The organism is Brachyspira pilosicoli P43/6/78 (assembly GCF_000325665.1).
GTDB classification, from domain to species: Bacteria; Spirochaetota; Brachyspiria; order Brachyspirales; family Brachyspiraceae; genus Brachyspira; species Brachyspira pilosicoli.
The window spans coordinates 874,791-893,716 of the sequence record NC_019908.1; the positions used below are offsets into that span (position 1 = coordinate 874,791).

The window sequence follows — 18,926 nt, forward strand, 5'->3', positions numbered from 1 at the left end:
AATATTTGCATATATATTATAATTACAAAATTAAATTAACATAATATTGGGGAGATTATGCCTGATAAAAGAACTATACTAAAAGGAAACGGTATTGGCGATTATGTATCTATAGGAGATTCATTCCTATATCTTAATTCATTAATAACCCCAATGTATAATATAGAAAAAGAAGATGTTGAAGAAGAATATATAAGATTAGATAAAGCAATAGAACAATCAAAAAATCAAATAGAATATTTAATAAATAATGTAGATAATAAGTTAAAAAATATATTATCTATGCATATTTTGCTTATACAAGACCCTGTAATAATAAAACAGGTAAAAGATGAAGTAAAAGAAAAATTATTAAATGTTGAATATGTATATGATAGTGTGATAACAGAATATTTTGATAGAATATCTGCTTTTAATAATCAAATGCTTTCAGAGAGAGCTAGCGATATAATAGACATAAAGGGACGAGTAATAAGAAATTTACTTAATCCAAGTAAAGAAAGCACTTTTTCTATACCAAAAGATTGTATAGTAATATCTAAAACACTAACACCAAGCGATGTATTAAAGTTTAACAGCATAGGTGTTGGAGGATTTATAGTTGAAGGAGGAGGATATACTTCTCATGCTGCTATACTTGCAAAATCTTTTGGAATACCTACTATTTTTAATGTAGAAAATATTACTAACAGAGCTAAAAACGATAGAAAAATTATAATAGATTGCAGAAGTGATATTGTAATATTAAATCCAAATGAGAAAGATACTCATAATTATACTTTATTATCTGAAAATCTAAAAAAATATAAAGAGCAATCTATTAAAGATGCCAAAGAAAAAGCTCTAACAAAAGATAATGTAGAAATAAAAATAAATGCCAATATAGATATACCAGAAGAAATGGAAAGCGTTATAAAATATGGTATAGATTCTATAGGTCTTTATAGAACAGAGTTTTTATATATCTACTCTGATGACGGCAACACTTGTGCTTTACCAACAGAAGAGAGACAATTTAATGTATACAAAAAAATAGCTTCATCTGCAAATGGTAAAGTGATAATAAGAACATTAGATATTGGCGGAGATAAAATGGCTCCTTCTCTTGGAGTTATTAATATAAAAGAAGATAATCCATTTTTAGGCTGGCGTGCTATAAGATTTTGTTTATCAAATAAGAGAATATTTAAAAATCAAATAAGGGCATTATTGAGAGCTTCTGTATATGGAAACATAGAAATAATGATACCTATGATAAGCACTTTAGAAGAGTTTTTAGAGGCTAAAAAATTCATTAATGAAACAAAAGAAGAATTAAAAAAAGAAAATATAGCATATAATGATAATATAAAAATAGGAGCCTTAATAGAAACACCTTCCGCAGCAATTATTATAGACTTACTAATAGAAGAAACTGACTTTATTTCCATAGGTTCTAATGACTTAATACAATATGTATTGGCATGCGATAGAACAAATGAAAAATTAACTTATCTTTACAACCCTATTGATATATCTGTTTTAAGAATATTAAAGCAGATTATAAAAACAGCAAATGATAATAATAAACTTGTAACTTTATGCGGAGAGATGGGAGGTGTTCCAAAGTATACTCCTATTCTGCTTGGTCTTGGTATTAGAGAATTATCTATGTCTGTAACTTCTATAGCGGAAGTAAAAAATATAATAAGGTCTGTATCTATAGAAGAGTGCGAAAAATTAGTTGATAGCATGCTTAAAAATAAGAACAATGATTTTTCTAAATCAATTTTAGAAAGTTTTATAAAGAAACTAAAAACTCAAAAGGTATAAGATGAACACTATAAAAAATATTTTAATTATTGCATTAATAATTTCTTCTTTAACATCTTGTAAAGTTAAAGATTCTATAAGTGAATTTCAAAAATTAAAAACAATAGAAAATACAGAAGATAATGGTGCTTTGAGCGAATTTTTAAAATCCCTTCCAAAAAAAGAAGAACTGAATGCACAAACACCATACAATGAATTAACAACCTTCTTAAAAGGAAGAGACCAAATATTATCATCAAACTATAAAGATGGTTTTGAAACTTTAGCTAGATTTTTGTTTACATATCCTTCAAGTTATTATCAAAGTGAGGCTTCATATTTACTTGGTCAAGCTTTAATTTATATGGTAGAAAATGACCCGCTTTATATGGACGCTTTTTACAATAAACTAATATCTGAAGGAATTGTAGAGGGAGAAGAAAACTCTGCTAATACTAATGTTAATACTGCAACTACAAATAGAAGTAAAGAATTATTAAATATTTATAATCAATTAGGAATAAAAATTAAAGATAATGTTTATACATTTAACGGGGCTATATTCGACAGAATAGTTGCAGATAGTGAAAGCGTATTTCCGCTCAAAGATTTTGCCTACTACTTTGGAATGCGTCATAGATTTCAAACAATATCATCTGCAGAAGATAAAGAAAAATATTTAAGCAATGTAAATTATCTAAAAAGATTTTCAGATAGATATAGAACAAGCATACTTCAAGAGAACATATTAAATAATAAATCATATTTTCCAGATGTGCTTCCTTTTGAATTAACTGGAAATGAAAAAACAGAATATGATAAAACAATGAAAACTATTAAAGATAGAATAGAGGCAATTAAACCTGTATTAAATGAAGATTATTATATAAGAGGAAATGGCATTATTATAAGAGACAGAATACCTGCTATTAGTATAGGAAAAGAGACAGAATTATATGTAATGCAAAACTATGACTTTGTTACTGTATTAAATAAAACAAATGTATATAATAACAAAGAGAGAGAAAATGAGGATTGGTCTTTAGTGAGATATGATACATACTATGGTCCTATAATTGGCTGGAGCTATTCTAGATATATGACTAATGATATAGAACCAGTAAAAGATGTATTTGAACATTATAAGTCAGCTATGAATTATTATAAGAATTATGATTATTTAAAATCTGCAAATTATTTCTCTTATATATTAAATCAAAAAACTACAAATTATTTTACAGATAAATCAGTATATTTCCTCTGGAAAGTTAATAACAAAATAGGCGAAATTGTAAGCTCTAAAGACAGTCTTTATTATGATTATGTTTTAGAATATCCAAAGTATTTTTATTATAATACCAACACATCCGTATTACAAAGCTCAACACTTTTATATAACTATTTAGTAAAAATAATGCCAACTAATCCGTATAGATTTGTTATAAGCGGAGACAGTGAAGCAGAATATAGCGTAGATTAAAATAATAATATAATAGAAAAAGAAATAAAAAAGCCTCTTAAAATATTTTAAGGGGCTTTCTTGTTATTAAATTAAATAATTAAATTATTGCAAAGAAGTTAAAACTACTAAGTCAGCAATATCTTGAGCAGAACAGCCTCTTGAAAGGTCATTAGCAGGTTTAGCAATACCTTGAAGCATAGGACCAATAGCAGTACATTTACCAACTCTCTGAGCAATTTTATAACCAATATTACCAGCATTCAAATTAGGGAATATAAGTACATTAGCATTACCTTTAACTTTAGAGTTAGGTGCTTTTTGTTCTCCTACTTTTGGAACTATAGCAGCATCAAATTGAAGCTCACCGTCATAAACAAAATTAACATTTCTTGAATCTAATATTTTTTTAGCTTCTATCACTTTATCAACAGATTCATGACTTGCAGAACCTTTAGTAGAGAAAGATAAGAATGCAACTCTAGGGTCTTTACCAGTCATTTTTCTAAAAGAATCAGCAGTAGACTCAGCAATATCAGCAAGCTGTTCAGAAGTAGGATCAGGTATAACAGCACAATCAGCAAAACAAGCCATACCATCATCAAATAAAGCCTTATCAGGACTCTCTACAAAGAATGTAGAAGATAAAGTTTTAATTCCTGGTTTTAATCCAATTAAAAATAAAGCAGCTCTAAGCATCTCACCTGTAGCATATACTGCCCCTCCAACCATACCATCAGCTCCGCCGTCAGCTAAAATAGCAGCACCAGTATATACAGAATTATAAACTATAAGCTCTTTAGCTTGGTCTCTAGTCATTCCTTTTTTCTCTCTAGCTTTAAATAATAATTCTATATAGTTTTCTGTTTTAGATTCTGTTTTAGGGTCGAATACTCTAGCAAAACTATCTCCTAATACAAGTGAATTTTCTCTTGCTAAAGCCTCTACTTTAGCTTTGTCTCCTATTAAGATAACATCTTTTGCTAAACCTTCTTTTTTTAGTATGACAGCAGCCTTAACATGTCTTTCATCATACCCCTCTGCTAAAACTATGCTTTTAGGATTAGCCTTAACCTTTTCTCTTAAACTATCCATAAATGATGCCATAATAAAACACCTCTTAATAAAAATTAATTTGTAATATTCTAATGCATAAATGATTATTTTGCAAACAATTATATTTAGAATATTTTAAATATATATTAAATTATAAACTACAGTATTTTTTTAAAATATTATTGTATAGCTTTTTCACAAATACTAAAAAAATATATTGAACTATTTATGACACGCCAAGCATTTTTATAGCTTCAGAAATATGGTCTATACCTATAATCTTAACGCCTTCTATTGATTTGCTTAATTCTTTTACAGCTCTTTTTGAAATATAAACTTCTTTAAGAGAGAATTTTTTCATCTCTTTTATACGCCTTTCAATAAACCTAACAGGTCTCACCTCACCAGAAAGCCCCAATTCTCCAATATAAGCAGTAGTTCTCTGAATAGATATTCCATACATACTCGATACTATAGCCATAGCAATAGAAATATCACTAGCAGTCTCTTTAACATTAAGACCATTTGCAATATTAATATAAACATCTTGATTAGAAAGATTTATATGACATCTTTTTTCTAATATAGCAATAATAATAAGAAGCCTGTATTGGTCATAACCTATAGTAAGCCTTCTAGGATAACCAAAAGCACTGCTTCCAACCAAAGCCTCTTGCTCTACACAAAAAACCCTGCTTCCTTCTATTACAGGAGTTATCACACTTCCAGCAAATACAGCTTCATTGAGAGAACGAGTAAAAACTCTTGAAGGGTCTTTTACTTCCATAAGCCCATTTTCTACCATCTCAAATATTCCAACTTCATCAACTGCCCCATAACGATTTTTTACAGCTCTTAATATTCTATATATACCCTTATCATCACCTTCAAAATATAATACACAGTCTACAATATGCTCTAATATTTTAGGTCCTGCTATAGTGCCTTCTTTTGTAATATGACCTACCAAAAATATTGTTATGTTTTTTAGTTTTGCTGTTTGCATTAATGCCCAAGCACAGTTTTTTATTTGTGCAGGAGAGCCTGCAATGCTATTTGTAGAAGGGCTATATATTGTTTGAATAGAGTCTATTATAGCAAGTGCTGGAGGTTCATCTAAAAGAGTATTTATTATATTGTCGCAATTTGACTCTGATGATATTAAAAAATCAGAATCTTCTAATGAAAGCCTATCTGCTCTTAATTTTATCTGCTCAAGAGATTCCTCTCCTGTGAAATAATAAACTTTCTCTTTTTTAGTCAATATTTGAAGCTACTTGTAAAAGGAGTGTTGACTTACCAATTCCTGGTTCTCCACCTATAAGTATCACACTGCCAGATACAATACCGCCGCCCAACACCCTATTAAGTTCATCTATATTAGTTGATGTTCTTATACTATCAGAAGTTTTAATTTTTTTTATTGAAGTTAATTGTGCTTTGTCTGTAGAGAGTGCATTTTTTACTGTTTTTATCTTGCTTTCTTCAGGTTCTGTAAAAGGCTTTAAGCTATTCCAAGAGCCGCATGAAGGGCATTTACCCATCCAATTTATAGTGCTCTCTCCGCAATTTTCACAAACAAATACTGTATTAGTTTTCTTCGCCATTATTAAATTTCTCAAATATTTTCTTTCTTCTGTTTTTATCTCTACGCCACAACATTACACCAAATAATATAACAATCAAAGGAACAATTACTATATTAATAAATCTCACAGCCATCTTTATGCTTTCTGGTACTTGATAAGGCGGGTTAAATATAGCACCTTTTCTTCTTATATCCATAAGAGCAGTGTCCCCCACCATATAATCAATCATATTCATTAAGAAAATTTTATTAGCATCAAAACCGCTATTTCTAGCCATATCAGGCGAACCAACAACTATAACCCTTCCGCTTGTTGTGGAGTTTAATCTATTAACATTTGCTATATTTATATTTGTAGAGTTAATAGGAATATCTTTACCATCAAAAGCACTAGTCATACTTCCTTGAGAAATTGCTGCTATAAGTCTTTTAGAAAGTAAATTACTGTCTTTTGGCATGCCATTCATAGACGAAGTTAATTCATTAGTTTCTACCCAACTCTTATCGCTAGAATAAAATAATGGTGTAATTTTAGCATCATTACTGCTAATTAATATTTCACTAGATAAAGGAGCAAGCATTAAATTAATACTCTTTGTTATATCAGCTTTTGAATTAATATTTTCAGGCATTATAAGAGGTATATAATATAATTTCTGCTCAGGCATACCCTCTTGTAATTGTGCTCTATAAGCATTATCATCAAATATCATATTTGTAGCTATAGAAAGTCCATAACTTGGAAGTATTTCATTTAATCTATTAGTAACAGGAGTTAAACGAGGTCCGTACATTTGTGCATTAGGGTCATTTTCATCTATATGAGCTCCATTAAGCATAAATAATACAGGCTTACCGCTCATTATAAATTGGTCTAACTTATATAATTCAGCATCACTAAAAGGAGTTAAACTTCCTAAAACTACTAAAGCGTCCATTGTAGAAGGAATGTCTTGTGTATCTAAATTTAGAGGCTGAAAATTATAATTAGCTTCAATCTCTGATGCATATCTGCTAGCACTAATATAAGCATCATTAGGATTTCCACCATATTGAACTGGTATATCTATAGTATTAGGTTCATTATGTCCTTCTATATAACCAATATTAGCCTTTAATCCAAGCATGCTGTCTATGCCTTTAGAAATCTCATCTGTGATGCCTGCAAAATCTCCGTATAATATTGAAGAAGTAGAAAGCTCTAATACATCATCACCATTTTCTAAAACTAAAGAAAAATATCCGCTTCCTTTTGGAACTATAATAGCACCGTCATTATCTTTTATATCCTGCCATTCTAATTTTTTAATATTAAGTTTTTTTATTATATCTTCATTTTCCTGATTCTTACTAGACATATCAACATGAGTAAATACTACTTTATTCATTAAGTTTTTATTAGCTTCTGTTACAGCCTGCATTATACTGTCTGGTATTAACTCTATTGCTCCTATAGGTAAAAGCTCATAAACTTCCGGAGAAGATATATAATAAACATTTAAATTATTTTCTAATCTGCTTAATTTATCATTTTTATCAATTAACTTTCTTATAATTGTATCAATATTATATTCTAAACCTTCGGTAGACCTTACAAAAGGTATAGACTCTATAGAATCACCATATATAAAAGCTAAGCCCATATATGCTATTTTACTGCTTGTTTGGTCTTTTTCTAATACATTTATTTGAGTAGAAGTAATTCCGTATTGATTAGCCATTGTTGTATTTGTAGAGGCGTCTATTATTTCAAAGCTTATATTTTTTCCTGCTGCTGATTTATATTCTGCAAATAAATCTTTTATATATTTTTCGTATGTTGAAAAAGGAGGCGGTAAATTGGGTGTTAAAAAAAACTTCACGCTTAAAGGCTCTTTTAAACTCTTAACTAAAGATTTACTTCCGCTGCTTAAAGAATAAACTTTATCTTTAGTTAAATCTATAAAAGGCGTAAATTGATTAACTATAGCATTTATTAAAACAATAATCACAAGTACAAAAATAAAAGTTATTATTCTATCTTTTCTTTTAGTCATAGCTATCCCATTTTTAAAATAATATGCATTATATAAGCAATAATTATATTTGTCAAAGTGTATTTACTTAAAAAACAGTTGTTTTATTTTTTTGTAATAAAGTTAATATATTTAATAAACAAAATAAAATTTAAAAAAATGTGTTGACTTTTTTTTATCGTATGTTATACTAATTTTCACTTGCCGAGTTAGCTCAGTAGGTAGAGCAAAGGACTGAAAATCCTTGTGTCTAGGGTTCGATTCCCTGACTCGGCACATTTCCTTACATAAAAATCCATATGAACAACTTAGAACAAATTACAAACTTTATAAATCCACTATACGAAGACAATCATATTATAGTAGCTGTAAAACCGCCTAACATTCCAACTCAAGCAGATAATACAGGCGATACATCTTTCTTTGAAAATATAAAAGACTACATCAAATTGAAATACAATAAACAAGGTAATGTTTTTTTGGGTTTAGTGCATAGACTCGATAGACCTGTATCTGGTGTTATGGTATTTGCTAAAACATCTAAAGCAGCATCAAGATTAAGCGAAGCTATAAGAAACAGAAACTTTCAAAAGACTTATTACTGCGTAGTAAAAGGGATATTATTAGAAAAAGAAAATACTCTAGAAAATTATCTCATAAAAAAAACAAACAAACTTGGAAACATTGCTATGGTTGTTTTTGAAAATACTAAGAATGCTAAAAAAGCTATTCTTCATTATAAAGTATTAAAAGAGGATAATATTAAAAATTTAAGTCTTTTAAAAATAGAACTTGAGACAGGAAGATTTCATCAAATAAGGGTACAGCTTTCAAATCTTGGGCATGCTATATATGGCGACAGAAAATATGGTTCATACATAAAATATGACAGAGATGATGTGCCTTTAGCTTTGTTTTCCAAAAGCATTAAATTCCCTCACCCTACAAAAAACGAAGAAATATTTATTGAAGCTAATTTGCCAGATTATAACCCTTGGAATATTTTTAATAATTAATAAAAACAATATAGATAATTTTTATATTTTACGATAAAATATATATATAAAAACTATTATGGACTACAACAAATGGAAAGAAAAGATTATGATTTACCTTTTTTGTTGAGATACGAAAATGTTGCTTGGTATGAAAACAAAAAAGTAAGAATATTAGATAGAAGAATATACCCTACAGAAATTAGTTTTGTTGAATGTTATAATTACAGAGAAGTTGCTGAGGCTATATACAACATGGTTACTCAAAGTGCTGGTCCTTATACGGCTTGTGCTATGGGTATGGCTTTGGCTGCAAGTGAAGTTGAAAAGAAAACCGAAAAAGAACAAATCGAGTTTTTAACAGAAGCTTCTAATGTACTTGCAAACTCTAGACCTACAACTGCAAACAGATATAAAATTATAACAGAATCTGCATTAGAAGCTGCTAAAAAAGCATTAAAAGAAGGTAAAAGCCCAGTAGAAGCTATTTTTAATAATGCAATAGAATCTCTAAACAGAAGATATTCTATTATGGAAGAAGTTGGAACATACTTAATAAAACTTGTAGAAAACAATTCTTCTATATTAACTCAATGTTTTGGAGAGACTATAGTAGCAATGATGTGCAGGGCTGCTAAAAAAGAAAATAAAACTTTTAAAGCATATTGTTTAGAGACTCGTCCATACTTTCAAGGGGCAAGGCTTACTTCTTCTTGTTTTTATGAAAGCGGTATAGATGTAACAGTTATTACAGATAATATGGCAGCGTATGTTATGCAAAAAGGTGCTATAAATATATTTACTTCGGCTGCTGACACCATCACAAGAGACGGATATATTGCAAACAAAATAGGAACTCTTCAAGCTGCAATATTGGCAGACAAATTTGAAATTCCTTATTATGTTACAGGAATACCAGACAAAGACAAAAACAAAGGCTCTGATATAGTGATAGAAGAGAGAGATCCAGAACTTGTTTTATCATACAGAGGAATACCTAATACATTAAAAGGAGTTAAAGGAATATACCCTTCTTTTGATGTTACTCCTCCAAAACTAATAAGTGCCGTTGTTACAGATAAAGGAATATATTCTCCATACAACTTAGAAGAATATTTTGAAACAGAGACTAGAGATTTCTATTGATGTAATTTAAAAATTTATCAAAAAGATTTTTTTAATTTTTTATTTGTTGCGTATTTGCTTTTATTAAAATAAAATAATTTTTACAATTATACCATCAACTTTTTCTCGCCGCAAAAAGTACAAATATTTTATCCTATATGTTAGAATATATATCAAATTATAGCATAAAACCTAAATTTTAGTTTAAAAAGCAGTCTTTTTGGTTCTTTGTGCCAACAAAAGAACTGGGGTGCGGGGCAAGGCCCTGCAAATATTTTAAACTTAAAAATATAATTTTTGACAAACTTAAATTTTTTAGTATACATTGACAAAACATATTTATTTCAGTATATTTTATTAAACATTTGAATTTTTTGTTTAACTATATTATAATAAAGCAATTAAAATAAATGGATTTCTAAATGAAAAAAATAATTTTTTGTATAATAACTTTAATATCAATATTCGCTATCTCTTGTAAAAATGAGGGCGGTTCTATATATGCTATGGAGCAAAGATATAAAAACTTTTTAAATATATTGCCTAAAGAAGTAAGAGATGATTATCTATTAACTTCATCAAAATATTCTAATGAATACAAAATGTGGATTGATGAGTTTGATACTTGGGCTAGTAATACTATAAATAAAGAAAATGAAGATGAAAAAGAAATAGCTTCAAGATTAACTCCAGATAGAATTGAATATGCATTAGAAACTCTAACAAGCAGAAACTATGAAAGGGCATTGCCTATAGAATTAATGTCAAAAGTAAAAACTCACACAGATAATTTGTCATTAAAAATAAAAGAACTTGAGCAAGATGAAGCATTTTCAAACTCTATGTACAAATTAAAACAAGATGAAGCAGTAACTCATTTCAATACAGAAGATACTATATTTTATTATGTTTGGAATTATTTAATCACAATAAATAGAGACAGAAGATTCCAATAAAAAATTAAGAGTATCCTAAAAAACCGCTTCCTATTCTAATCATATTAGCACCATGCTTTATAGCTAAATGATAATCGTTGGTCATGCCCATTGAAAGTATTGAAATGTTTTCATCTTTCAACTTTATAAAAACTTCATTTAAAGATTCAAACTCTTTTTCTATCTCAAAATCATTATCAACTTTTAATGATATTCCCATAAGTCCTTTTATATTAACATTTGGTAAGTTTTTTATTTTATCATATACCATATTATAATCAGATAAATTAAATCCGCCTTTTTGCTCTTCATTGCTTATATTAAATTGCAGCAATATATCTTGAACTTTGTTGTTTTTTATAGCTTCTTTGTTTATATATTCAGCAATTTCAATACTGTCAACACTTTGTATTAAATCAGCATATTTTACTATATATTTTACTTTGTTTGATTGTATTCTTCCTATAAAGTGCCAAATTATATTATTATAATTTTTGTTAAGCTCCTCTGCCCTATCCCTTAAACTCTGTGCCTTAGATTCTCCTAATGGTAAATTGATATTCAAAGACAAAAACTCTTTTATAGTTTCTATTGAAGAATATTTACTAACGGCTACAACATCTATATTATAATTTATATTATATTTATCTTTAAGTGAATTTATATTTTCTATTATAGAATCATATTTATTTTTAATACTATCTCTATCCATCAATACACCTCTTAAATATTATAAAATCAATAAAAAATCTTTCAACTAAAAAATAATATTTACATAATAATCAATTAATTTATATTTGACAAATAACAATCTATAATATATATTCTTTAAAAAATACAAACAAATAAAAAAATTATGAAAGAAATATTAAAAGAATATAATAATATTACCATAGATAATATAGAAGAAGTAGCTCAATATATATATGAATTGCTAAAAGACGGTGATTTAATTATAATGAATGGAGATTTGGGCTTTGGAAAAACTACTTTTGTAAGACTTCTTTCAAGACTGCTTCAAAGTGATGACATAGTAAGCAGCCCATCTTTTACTTTAATAAATGAGTATAATATTATATTAAATAACAAAGAAACTATACTTCGCCATGTTGATCTTTATAGACTTTCTTCTGTGGCAGAACTTGATGATATTGGATTTAAAGATAAGATAAAAGAAGACGGCATTACTATGATAGAATGGGGAGAGAAGTTTATAGAGTATTTTGACAAGCCGTATTATTTATTTGAAATAGAAATGATTAATAATGACAGCAGATTATATAGGATTAGTTTAATTAAATGAAGAAAATATTGTTATTGCTTATATCGACATTAATCTTATCATGTTCAAAAACGGTAGACAATGATACTATTGTTTATACAAAAACTAGTGTATCATCTGTAAATATATTTATAGGCGATAGCATTACTTATGAAGTGCATATAATTTCAAAAAAAGATATAGATTATAATTATCAGGATATTTCTTTTGATGATAGAGTTTCACAATCGAGAATAATAAGCGTAGAGAATATAAATAAAAATAAAGGCAATTTTAAAGAAAGAATAATAAAATACAATATAGGCTTTTATGATGTTGGACAGTTTGTAATATCTCCTTTTAAAATATCATATAATTACAATAATGAATATAGAGAGCTTTATGGTGAGGACATTAATGTATTGGTTAATCCATTTTCTGACGGAGATGTTCTTCCTCCAATGAAAAAAGCCATTAGTATTCCTATGCCTTTATATGTATGGATTATTATAATAGCACTTTTAATAATTATAGTTTTAATAATATTCTCTGTATTGTTTTTAGCAAAATATATTGAGAAGAAGTTTAATGAAAGACTAACAGTAAAAGAAGATACTGAAGCTCTTAATGCTCTAAAAAATATAGATTACAACATTTACTATAACGAAAATAAATTTGCTGAATATTATTTTGAATTAACATTTATATTTAAAAGATATTTAACAAAAAGATTTAGATTTAATATTGAAGACATGACAACCAGTGAAATATCTAAATTATTTAAAGAAATCAATTTTATAGAAAGCGACGCCATAATAAAAATGTTTACTGAAGGCGACTTAATAAAATTCGCAAAAGCTTCTGCAGATATAGAGTTAATGGAAAAAGATTATAATTTCTGTAAAAACTATATTTTATCAAACGGAAACTTACATACAGCTTTAAAGAAAGAAGAAAAAGAAAAGAAAAAACTAAATAAAAAATTAAAGAAAAAAAGAGTAAAACATTAATATATTGGGAAATTAATTTATGTCTAATTATAATTTAGATGATACTATAGTAGCATTAGCAACCCCCTATTCAAAAAGTGCATTGGCTTTAATAAGAATGTCTGGAAAAGATTCTATAAAAATTGCTTCAAAAATATGCTATTATGCCAACAATGAAAATAAAAACATTACAAAATTTGAACATAGAAAAAGTTATTATGCTTTAATTAAAGATGAAAACAATACTCCTATAGATGAGCTTGTAGTACTTACAACATTATCTCCAAACACATTTACATCAGAAGACACTGTAGAGTTTATGTGTCATGGAAGCATAGTTGTTATAGAATCATTAATAAACCTTATAATAAGAAACGGAGCAAGGCAAGCAAATAGAGGTGAGTTTACATATAGGGCTTATATCAATGGAAGAATTGGCATAAGTGAGGCTGAAGCTATACATGATTTAATAGATTCTAATAACAGATTAATGGCTGAAGCAAGCATTTATAAAATTAGAGGAAGACTTACAAGAGAGATAGATAAACTTAGAGAGAATGTAAAAAATACTCTTATGCTTATTTATGGAGAATTAGATTTTCCAGAAGATGATACAGAAACTTTTTCTTATGACAAACTAATAGAAAACTTTTATACAATAAAAAAAGATATAGAAAATATTTTAAATAATTCTAAGAGAGTAGAAAATCTAATTAACGGAATAAAAGTATCAATAGTAGGACGAGTTAATGCGGGAAAAAGTAGCATATTTAATATGATATTAGATAAAGAAAGAGCAATAGTTTCAAATATAGCTGGTACTACTAGGGATTTTTTGAGTGAAAACATTTATATAGATAATATACCATTTTATTTTATGGATACTGCGGGATTTCACAAAGAAGCTGATAACGATATAGAACTTGAAGGAATTGAGAGAGCTAAAAAATGTGCTAATGAGGCTGATATTGTAATTGCTGTTTTTGATTATAATGACAATGCTAATGATGATGATATTAATTTAATAGAGTTTTTACAACAATTAAAAAATAAAAATATAATTTATGTGTTAAACAAAATAGATTTAGAAAAAAAGTTTAACGAAAAAATAGACAATGCAATTGAAATAAGCACAAAAACAAAACAAGGAAAAGAGAAATTAATAGAGGCATTAAAAAATCATATAAAAGATTCTGATATAACAATTTTTAATAAAGAAAGCTATGTAAACAATAGAGAGAGAGGATATTTAGAGAGAGCAATAGAGCAGTTGAACATATGCATAGAAAAGTCAAATAATAATCATTTATTAGATGAAGTAGCAGAAGAGATAAATATATTAAACAACATATTAGGCAATGTAAGCGGAAAGATTGAAGCAGAAGAGATAATAAACGAGATATTTGAGAATTTCTGTATAGGTAAATAGAAATATAAAAAGAATTATATTCTTGAAATATATCAATTTTTTCTTGTTCTTTTTCCCGCCGCAAAAAGAACCAAAAAGTGCAAATTATTTCAGTTATTCGTATATATTTTGCTAAAGAGTAAATATTTAAGTTTTATATCTAAAAAATAATACCATATGTTTTGGCTATACCTCGTAAAAATGCAGTTCTTTTGGTTCTTTTATACCAATAAAAGAACTGGGGTGCGGGGCAAAGCCATGCAAATAAAAAATTAATAAAACTAATTTTTAACAAAAAATTTATAGCATATAAAAAATAAACCGCTTTTGTGGGATGAACAAAGCGGCTTATTACAAATATAGTTATTGGGGGGTAGTCCAATCAACCTAAATATAATATCGTCTGTTGCAATAATAACTTTAATATTTTTTTATTTTATTACAGTTTTTATTATTCTGTGAAAGTTTTTATATTCTATATTTTCTATCTCATCACTGTTAAAACCAGCTTCTTTTAGTTTTTCTAATATAGTATAAGACTTTGAAGCATCTTCAAGCCCCTTCACTCCTGTAATGCCCTCATCTTCAAAATATTCATTATAATCAAAGCCAAGCCCTATATGATTAACTCCTATAGTATCTGCAATATATTTTATATGATCAACTGCCCTATCTATTGTTTGTTTATCTTTATTTTCATCTACAAAATCTTTATAACAATTAAACCCTACTACTCCATTTAAATCTCTTATCACTTTCAACTGCTCATCTGTAAGGTTTCTTAAGCTGCCGCATAACTTTCTGCTGTTTGAATGTGATGCTATTATAGGAGAGTCTGTAATATTAACAACATCAAAAAAAGACTTATCATTCAAATGAGAAACATCAACTATCATTCCCTTATCATTCATTTTTTTTATTACCTTTTTTCCAAGTTCAGTTAATCCTCTGCTGCTATCTCCCCTAGCCCCTGTAGCAAGCTTATTCTCTTCATTCCAAGTTAAACTAGCATGCCTAATACCATAATCATTATAATAACTATCAAGAATATCTATATTATCTTCAATAGGCATTAAACCCTCAAAACCCAAAAAAGCATAAAACTTATTTTTGTTTTGTGCCTCAATCATCTCATCATAACTTTTTACAACTTCTATAATGTCATTACAATAATTAAGCTCTTTTTTAAAACATTCAAGTATCTCATTAGCCCTCTCAAAAGCTCTCTCGTAATTTTTTCTCTCAACCCATACAACAAATATACTTCCTCCAACTTTACCTTTTACTAAATTATCATAATGATACTTTTTTAATATATTATTCTCGCCTTTCAAAGTCTTTACAGCAACATCAGATAAAACATCAGAATGAGCATCAAAAATCATAAGTATTTTCCTTAAAAATAAAATTTGCAAAAATAATATATCAACAAAAGCTATTTTACAATAGATTTATTTCATAATTAAATTAATCTATATTAATAGTATTTTTTAAATTTTATAACGGGGCTTTGCCCCGCACCACAGTTCTTTTATTGGTATAAAATAACCAAAAGAACTATATTTTTATATCTAAAAATAATTAATTATACAAAATATTACTATTATAATTTATAAATAATTTTATATATAGCTTTATAAAATATTTTTTATAATCTTATAGAAATTAAAAATACAATTTGACAAAGATTTTAATATAATATACTATCATTCAATAATGAGTGAGTATGATGTTGAAATAAATAATGTCTTTTCTTTAGAAGCAATAAATTTTATGAGGAAATCTATAGTTGATTCCTACGGTAATGAAGTATATTTTGGAATCAATTTTAATTCTTTCGGCATATTAGATTATATAGAAGTAATGGCAAGGGGAAACAAAGACTCTGTACCTGCTATAATATCGCTTTCATTAGAGTTTGACGCTGTAATACATAATCACCCATCAGGTCAGCTTACTCCTTCAAGAGCAGATTTAGCTATAGCAAGCGAATTGGGCAATAATGCTGGGGTTGGTTTTTATATAGTTAATAATGATGTTGATGATTTTTATGAAGTTGTAAGACCAATTAGAAAAGAGAATGTAAAAAACATAGATGCACCTGATGCCTTATTTATGTTTACAGAAAATGGTCTTTTAAGCAAAATATTAAAAAAATATGAATATAGACAAGAGCAAACAGAACTTGTAGAAGCTACAATAGAAGCTTTTAATACAAATAAACATTTAATATCAGAAGCAGGCACTGGAATAGGTAAATCATTTGCATATTTAATACCTGCTTTATTATGGCTTAAAGAAAATAAAACAAGAATAGTAGTTTCAACAAATACAATAAACCTACAAGAACAAATCATAAATAAGGATTTACCGTCTATAATAGATGCTATAGCTCCAAATGTAAAATATGCTTTAGTAAAGGGGCGTAACAATTATGTATGCATCAAAAAAGTAAAAGACGCTTTGAATGATACTGATAAATTAGACTTTGAAGACCAGATTGAGTTTTTTGAAGATATTGATAATTGGCTCAACATTACAAAAGATGGCTCTATTACAGATTTGGGTTACAAACCAAAATCTGAATTATGGGAAATGGTTGCATGCGATACCGACACTTGCACTCATAGAAAATGCGAATATTTAGAAGATTGTTATTTTTATAAAATGCGTAAACAGCTTAATGCAGCACAATTATTAATAGTTAATCATCATATACTATGTGCAGATTTATCTTTGCATGCAGAAACTTCAGGCAGATATAGCTTACTTCCAAAGTATACAAAAGTGATAATTGATGAGGCTCATAATTTTGAGAACTCTGCTTCAAGTTATTTTGGAGATGAGGGAAGCAAAAATGGTATATTAAAAGCACTTTTTTATATATCAAGAATAAAGAAAAATAAAAGGCTCGGCATAATAGAAACTATTAATAATATGGTTAATCAAAATAAATCTTCTATAGAAGTAGATGACTATAGAGAATTATTAGAGTTAATTAATAGTGTACATGAAACAACTTCAAGAGTAAGAAATGTAGTAGATGAATCTTCAAAACAGTTTTTAAACTACTGCCACAAAAACATACAAACAAAAGAAGGATTAGGATTTAAATTTAGAATATGTCCGGAAATAATAATTAATAATAAATGGAAAGAAGAAGGAATTAAACCTTTAAGAGAAATGGTTTTAGTTATTACTTCATTGGTTAATGCATGCGATAAACTTTATAAAAAATTCTTTGATATAGCAATAGATAAGGGATTTGATTATGAAGAGATTGCACAGATGAGTAATGCCTATCTTGAAAGACTTAAAAGACAATTAATCTCACTCAATGCTGCAATAGATTATAAAAAAGATGAATATATAAGATGGGTTGAAGCAAGAATAACTAAAAAAGGAAATCTAATACTTAATTGGCATCTTACCCCTGTTACAGTAGCTAAAAACTTAAATGATTATTTATATTTGAGGTTTGATACTGTTGCTATGTATTCTGCCACTCTCACAGTTTCAAAGAGTTTTAACTTCTTTTCTAATAGACTTGGCTTTGACTATATAGAAAAAAACAAAAAGATAGAAATATATTTAGAGTCTCCTTTTAATTATAGAGACAATGCAAGGCTTTATATATCAACCGATTCCCCAGACCCAGCAAGCGATAGTTTTAATGATTATACATCAAAAGTACTTCTTAATGTATGCGATATTACAGGCGGGCGTGCATTTATACTTTTTACGGCATTCTCTTCTTTAATGAAAGTTTATGAAACAACAGTTGAAAAGCTAAAAGAAAAAAATATTAATGCCCTTGCACAGACTGCTTCAATACATAGACATACTTTACTTGATATGTTTAAGGCTTCAGAAAATAATGTTTTATTTGGAGTAGATTCTTTTTGGGAGGGTGTTGATGTTGCAGGTAAAAATCTTGAGGCTGTAATTATACCAAAACTACCATTTGCTGTTCCTACAGACCCCATAAGCGAAGGAAGGTATAAATATATTGAGGAAAACGGAGGAAATGCTTTTTTGGATTATGCTCTGCCTTTTGCTGTTATTAAGTTTAAACAAGGTTTTGGACGACTTATAAGAAGCAAAGAAGACAGAGGGATAGTGTTTGTTTTGGATAAAAGACTATATACAAAAAATTACGGCATGCAGTTTATAAACTCACTTCCAAATGCAAGCATATTGAGAGCAAGCATAAAAGAAATTTTTAAAGATATGAACAATTTCTTTGAGCAATAAAAGCTATTAAACTTGCAGTAAAACATATTAAATAGTTTAATAATATTTTA

At 27.9% G+C, this 18,926-nt stretch carries 13 protein-coding genes, 1 tRNA gene and 1 pseudogene; 10 read left to right on the forward strand and 5 right to left on the reverse strand.

Annotation, left to right across the window (positions count from 1 at the left end):
- Positions 1-57 precede the first annotated feature (57 nt).
- Positions 58-1,812: a phosphoenolpyruvate--protein phosphotransferase gene (gene ptsP / locus BPP43_RS03900; protein WP_014935804.1), complete on the forward strand. Its 1,755-nt coding sequence runs from the start codon at positions 58-60 to the stop codon at positions 1,810-1,812.
- 1 nt (position 1,813) lies between these two features.
- Positions 1,814-3,271 carry a tol-pal system YbgF family protein gene (locus BPP43_RS03905; protein ID WP_015274239.1) on the forward strand — a complete coding sequence of 486 codons (1,458 nt, stop codon included), beginning with the start codon at positions 1,814-1,816 and terminating at the stop codon, positions 3,269-3,271.
- A gap of 84 nt (positions 3,272-3,355) precedes the next feature.
- Here the strand turns inward: BPP43_RS03905 and pta are convergent, their stop codons facing one another.
- The 3 genes and pseudogenes from pta to BPP43_RS03920 all read right to left on the reverse strand — a co-directional run bounded on the left by pta (position 3,356) and on the right by BPP43_RS03920 (position 7,930).
- On the reverse strand, positions 3,356-4,357 hold the full coding sequence (pta, locus tag BPP43_RS03910) for a phosphate acetyltransferase (protein WP_013245105.1): 1,002 nt from the start codon (positions 4,355-4,357) through the stop codon (positions 3,356-3,358).
- A gap of 175 nt (positions 4,358-4,532) precedes the next feature.
- Positions 4,533-5,913, reverse strand: a pseudogene (gene radA / locus BPP43_RS03915) (DNA repair protein RadA).
- A complete protein-coding gene (locus BPP43_RS03920) occupies positions 5,897-7,930 on the reverse strand; it encodes a GldG family protein (RefSeq protein ID WP_015274240.1) in 2,034 nt (677 codons plus the stop codon). Before BPP43_RS03920 ends, radA begins: the two are co-directional and overlap by 17 nt.
- A gap of 182 nt (positions 7,931-8,112) precedes the next feature.
- Here BPP43_RS03920 and BPP43_RS03925 point away from each other — a divergent pair.
- The 4 genes from BPP43_RS03925 to BPP43_RS03940 all read left to right on the forward strand — a co-directional run bounded on the left by BPP43_RS03925 (position 8,113) and on the right by BPP43_RS03940 (position 10,985).
- Positions 8,113-8,185 (forward strand) — tRNA-Phe (locus BPP43_RS03925).
- Between the two features lie 23 nt (positions 8,186-8,208).
- Positions 8,209-8,925, forward strand: coding sequence for an RluA family pseudouridine synthase (locus tag BPP43_RS03930; RefSeq protein WP_015274241.1), 717 nt, complete (start codon positions 8,209-8,211; stop codon positions 8,923-8,925).
- A 72-nt stretch (positions 8,926-8,997) separates the two neighbouring features.
- Positions 8,998-10,050, forward strand: a complete 1,053-nt coding sequence (locus tag BPP43_RS03935; RefSeq protein ID WP_015274242.1) for an S-methyl-5-thioribose-1-phosphate isomerase — start codon at positions 8,998-9,000, stop codon at positions 10,048-10,050.
- Between the two features lie 401 nt (positions 10,051-10,451).
- A complete protein-coding gene (locus BPP43_RS03940; RefSeq protein ID WP_015274243.1) occupies positions 10,452-10,985 on the forward strand; it encodes a hypothetical protein in 534 nt (177 codons plus the stop codon).
- A 4-nt stretch (positions 10,986-10,989) separates the two neighbouring features.
- On the opposite strand, the gene BPP43_RS03945 is transcribed toward BPP43_RS03940, so the two are convergent.
- Positions 10,990-11,676 (reverse strand): YggS family pyridoxal phosphate-dependent enzyme, encoded by a 687-nt coding sequence (locus BPP43_RS03945; RefSeq protein WP_015274244.1) that lies wholly within the window; start codon positions 11,674-11,676, stop codon positions 10,990-10,992.
- Between the two features lie 144 nt (positions 11,677-11,820).
- On the opposite strand from BPP43_RS03945, the gene tsaE reads away from it, so the two are divergent.
- The 3 genes from tsaE to mnmE are packed head-to-tail and all read left to right on the forward strand — an operon-like array spanning position 11,821 to position 14,643.
- Positions 11,821-12,267, forward strand: coding sequence for a tRNA (adenosine(37)-N6)-threonylcarbamoyltransferase complex ATPase subunit type 1 TsaE (gene tsaE, locus BPP43_RS03950; RefSeq protein WP_013245098.1), 447 nt, complete (start codon positions 11,821-11,823; stop codon positions 12,265-12,267).
- A complete protein-coding gene (locus BPP43_RS03955) occupies positions 12,264-13,235 on the forward strand; it encodes a hypothetical protein (protein WP_014935789.1) in 972 nt (323 codons plus the stop codon). The genes tsaE and BPP43_RS03955 overlap by 4 nt, the downstream gene beginning before the upstream one ends.
- 19 nt (positions 13,236-13,254) lie before the next feature.
- On the forward strand, positions 13,255-14,643 hold the full coding sequence (gene mnmE, locus BPP43_RS03960; protein WP_015274245.1) for a tRNA uridine-5-carboxymethylaminomethyl(34) synthesis GTPase MnmE: 1,389 nt from the start codon (positions 13,255-13,257) through the stop codon (positions 14,641-14,643).
- 410 nt (positions 14,644-15,053) lie between these two features.
- Here mnmE and BPP43_RS03965 read toward each other — a convergent pair whose 3' ends face one another.
- Positions 15,054-16,007, reverse strand: a complete 954-nt coding sequence (locus tag BPP43_RS03965; RefSeq protein ID WP_015274246.1) for a dipeptidase — start codon at positions 16,005-16,007, stop codon at positions 15,054-15,056.
- 331 nt (positions 16,008-16,338) lie between these two features.
- Between BPP43_RS03965 and BPP43_RS03970 the strand changes: the two genes are divergently transcribed.
- A complete protein-coding gene (locus BPP43_RS03970; RefSeq protein ID WP_015274247.1) occupies positions 16,339-18,876 on the forward strand; it encodes a helicase C-terminal domain-containing protein in 2,538 nt (845 codons plus the stop codon).
- The last annotated feature ends 50 nt before the right edge of the window (positions 18,877-18,926 follow it).

What these genes read in the sequence shown, in the direction of transcription:
- ptsP (WP_014935804.1), top strand. Translation starts at nt 58, where the DNA reads ATGCCTGATAAAAGAACTATACTAAAAGGAAACGGTATTGGCGATTAT.
- BPP43_RS03905 (WP_015274239.1), top strand. Translation starts at nt 1,814, where the DNA reads ATGAACACTATAAAAAATATTTTAATTATTGCATTAATAATTTCTTCT.
- pta (WP_013245105.1), bottom strand. Translation starts at nt 4,357, where the DNA reads ATGGCATCATTTATGGATAGTTTAAGAGAAAAGGTTAAGGCTAATCCT.
- BPP43_RS03920 (WP_015274240.1), bottom strand. Translation starts at nt 7,930, where the DNA reads ATGACTAAAAGAAAAGATAGAATAATAACTTTTATTTTTGTACTTGTG.
- BPP43_RS03930 (WP_015274241.1), top strand. Translation starts at nt 8,209, where the DNA reads ATGAACAACTTAGAACAAATTACAAACTTTATAAATCCACTATACGAA.
- BPP43_RS03935 (WP_015274242.1), top strand. Translation starts at nt 8,998, where the DNA reads ATGGAAAGAAAAGATTATGATTTACCTTTTTTGTTGAGATACGAAAAT.
- BPP43_RS03940 (WP_015274243.1), top strand. Translation starts at nt 10,452, where the DNA reads ATGAAAAAAATAATTTTTTGTATAATAACTTTAATATCAATATTCGCT.
- BPP43_RS03945 (WP_015274244.1), bottom strand. Translation starts at nt 11,676, where the DNA reads ATGGATAGAGATAGTATTAAAAATAAATATGATTCTATAATAGAAAAT.
- tsaE (WP_013245098.1), top strand. Translation starts at nt 11,821, where the DNA reads ATGAAAGAAATATTAAAAGAATATAATAATATTACCATAGATAATATA.
- BPP43_RS03955 (WP_014935789.1), top strand. Translation starts at nt 12,264, where the DNA reads ATGAAGAAAATATTGTTATTGCTTATATCGACATTAATCTTATCATGT.
- mnmE (WP_015274245.1), top strand. Translation starts at nt 13,255, where the DNA reads ATGTCTAATTATAATTTAGATGATACTATAGTAGCATTAGCAACCCCC.
- BPP43_RS03965 (WP_015274246.1), bottom strand. Translation starts at nt 16,007, where the DNA reads ATGATTTTTGATGCTCATTCTGATGTTTTATCTGATGTTGCTGTAAAG.
- BPP43_RS03970 (WP_015274247.1), top strand. Translation starts at nt 16,339, where the DNA reads ATGAGTGAGTATGATGTTGAAATAAATAATGTCTTTTCTTTAGAAGCA.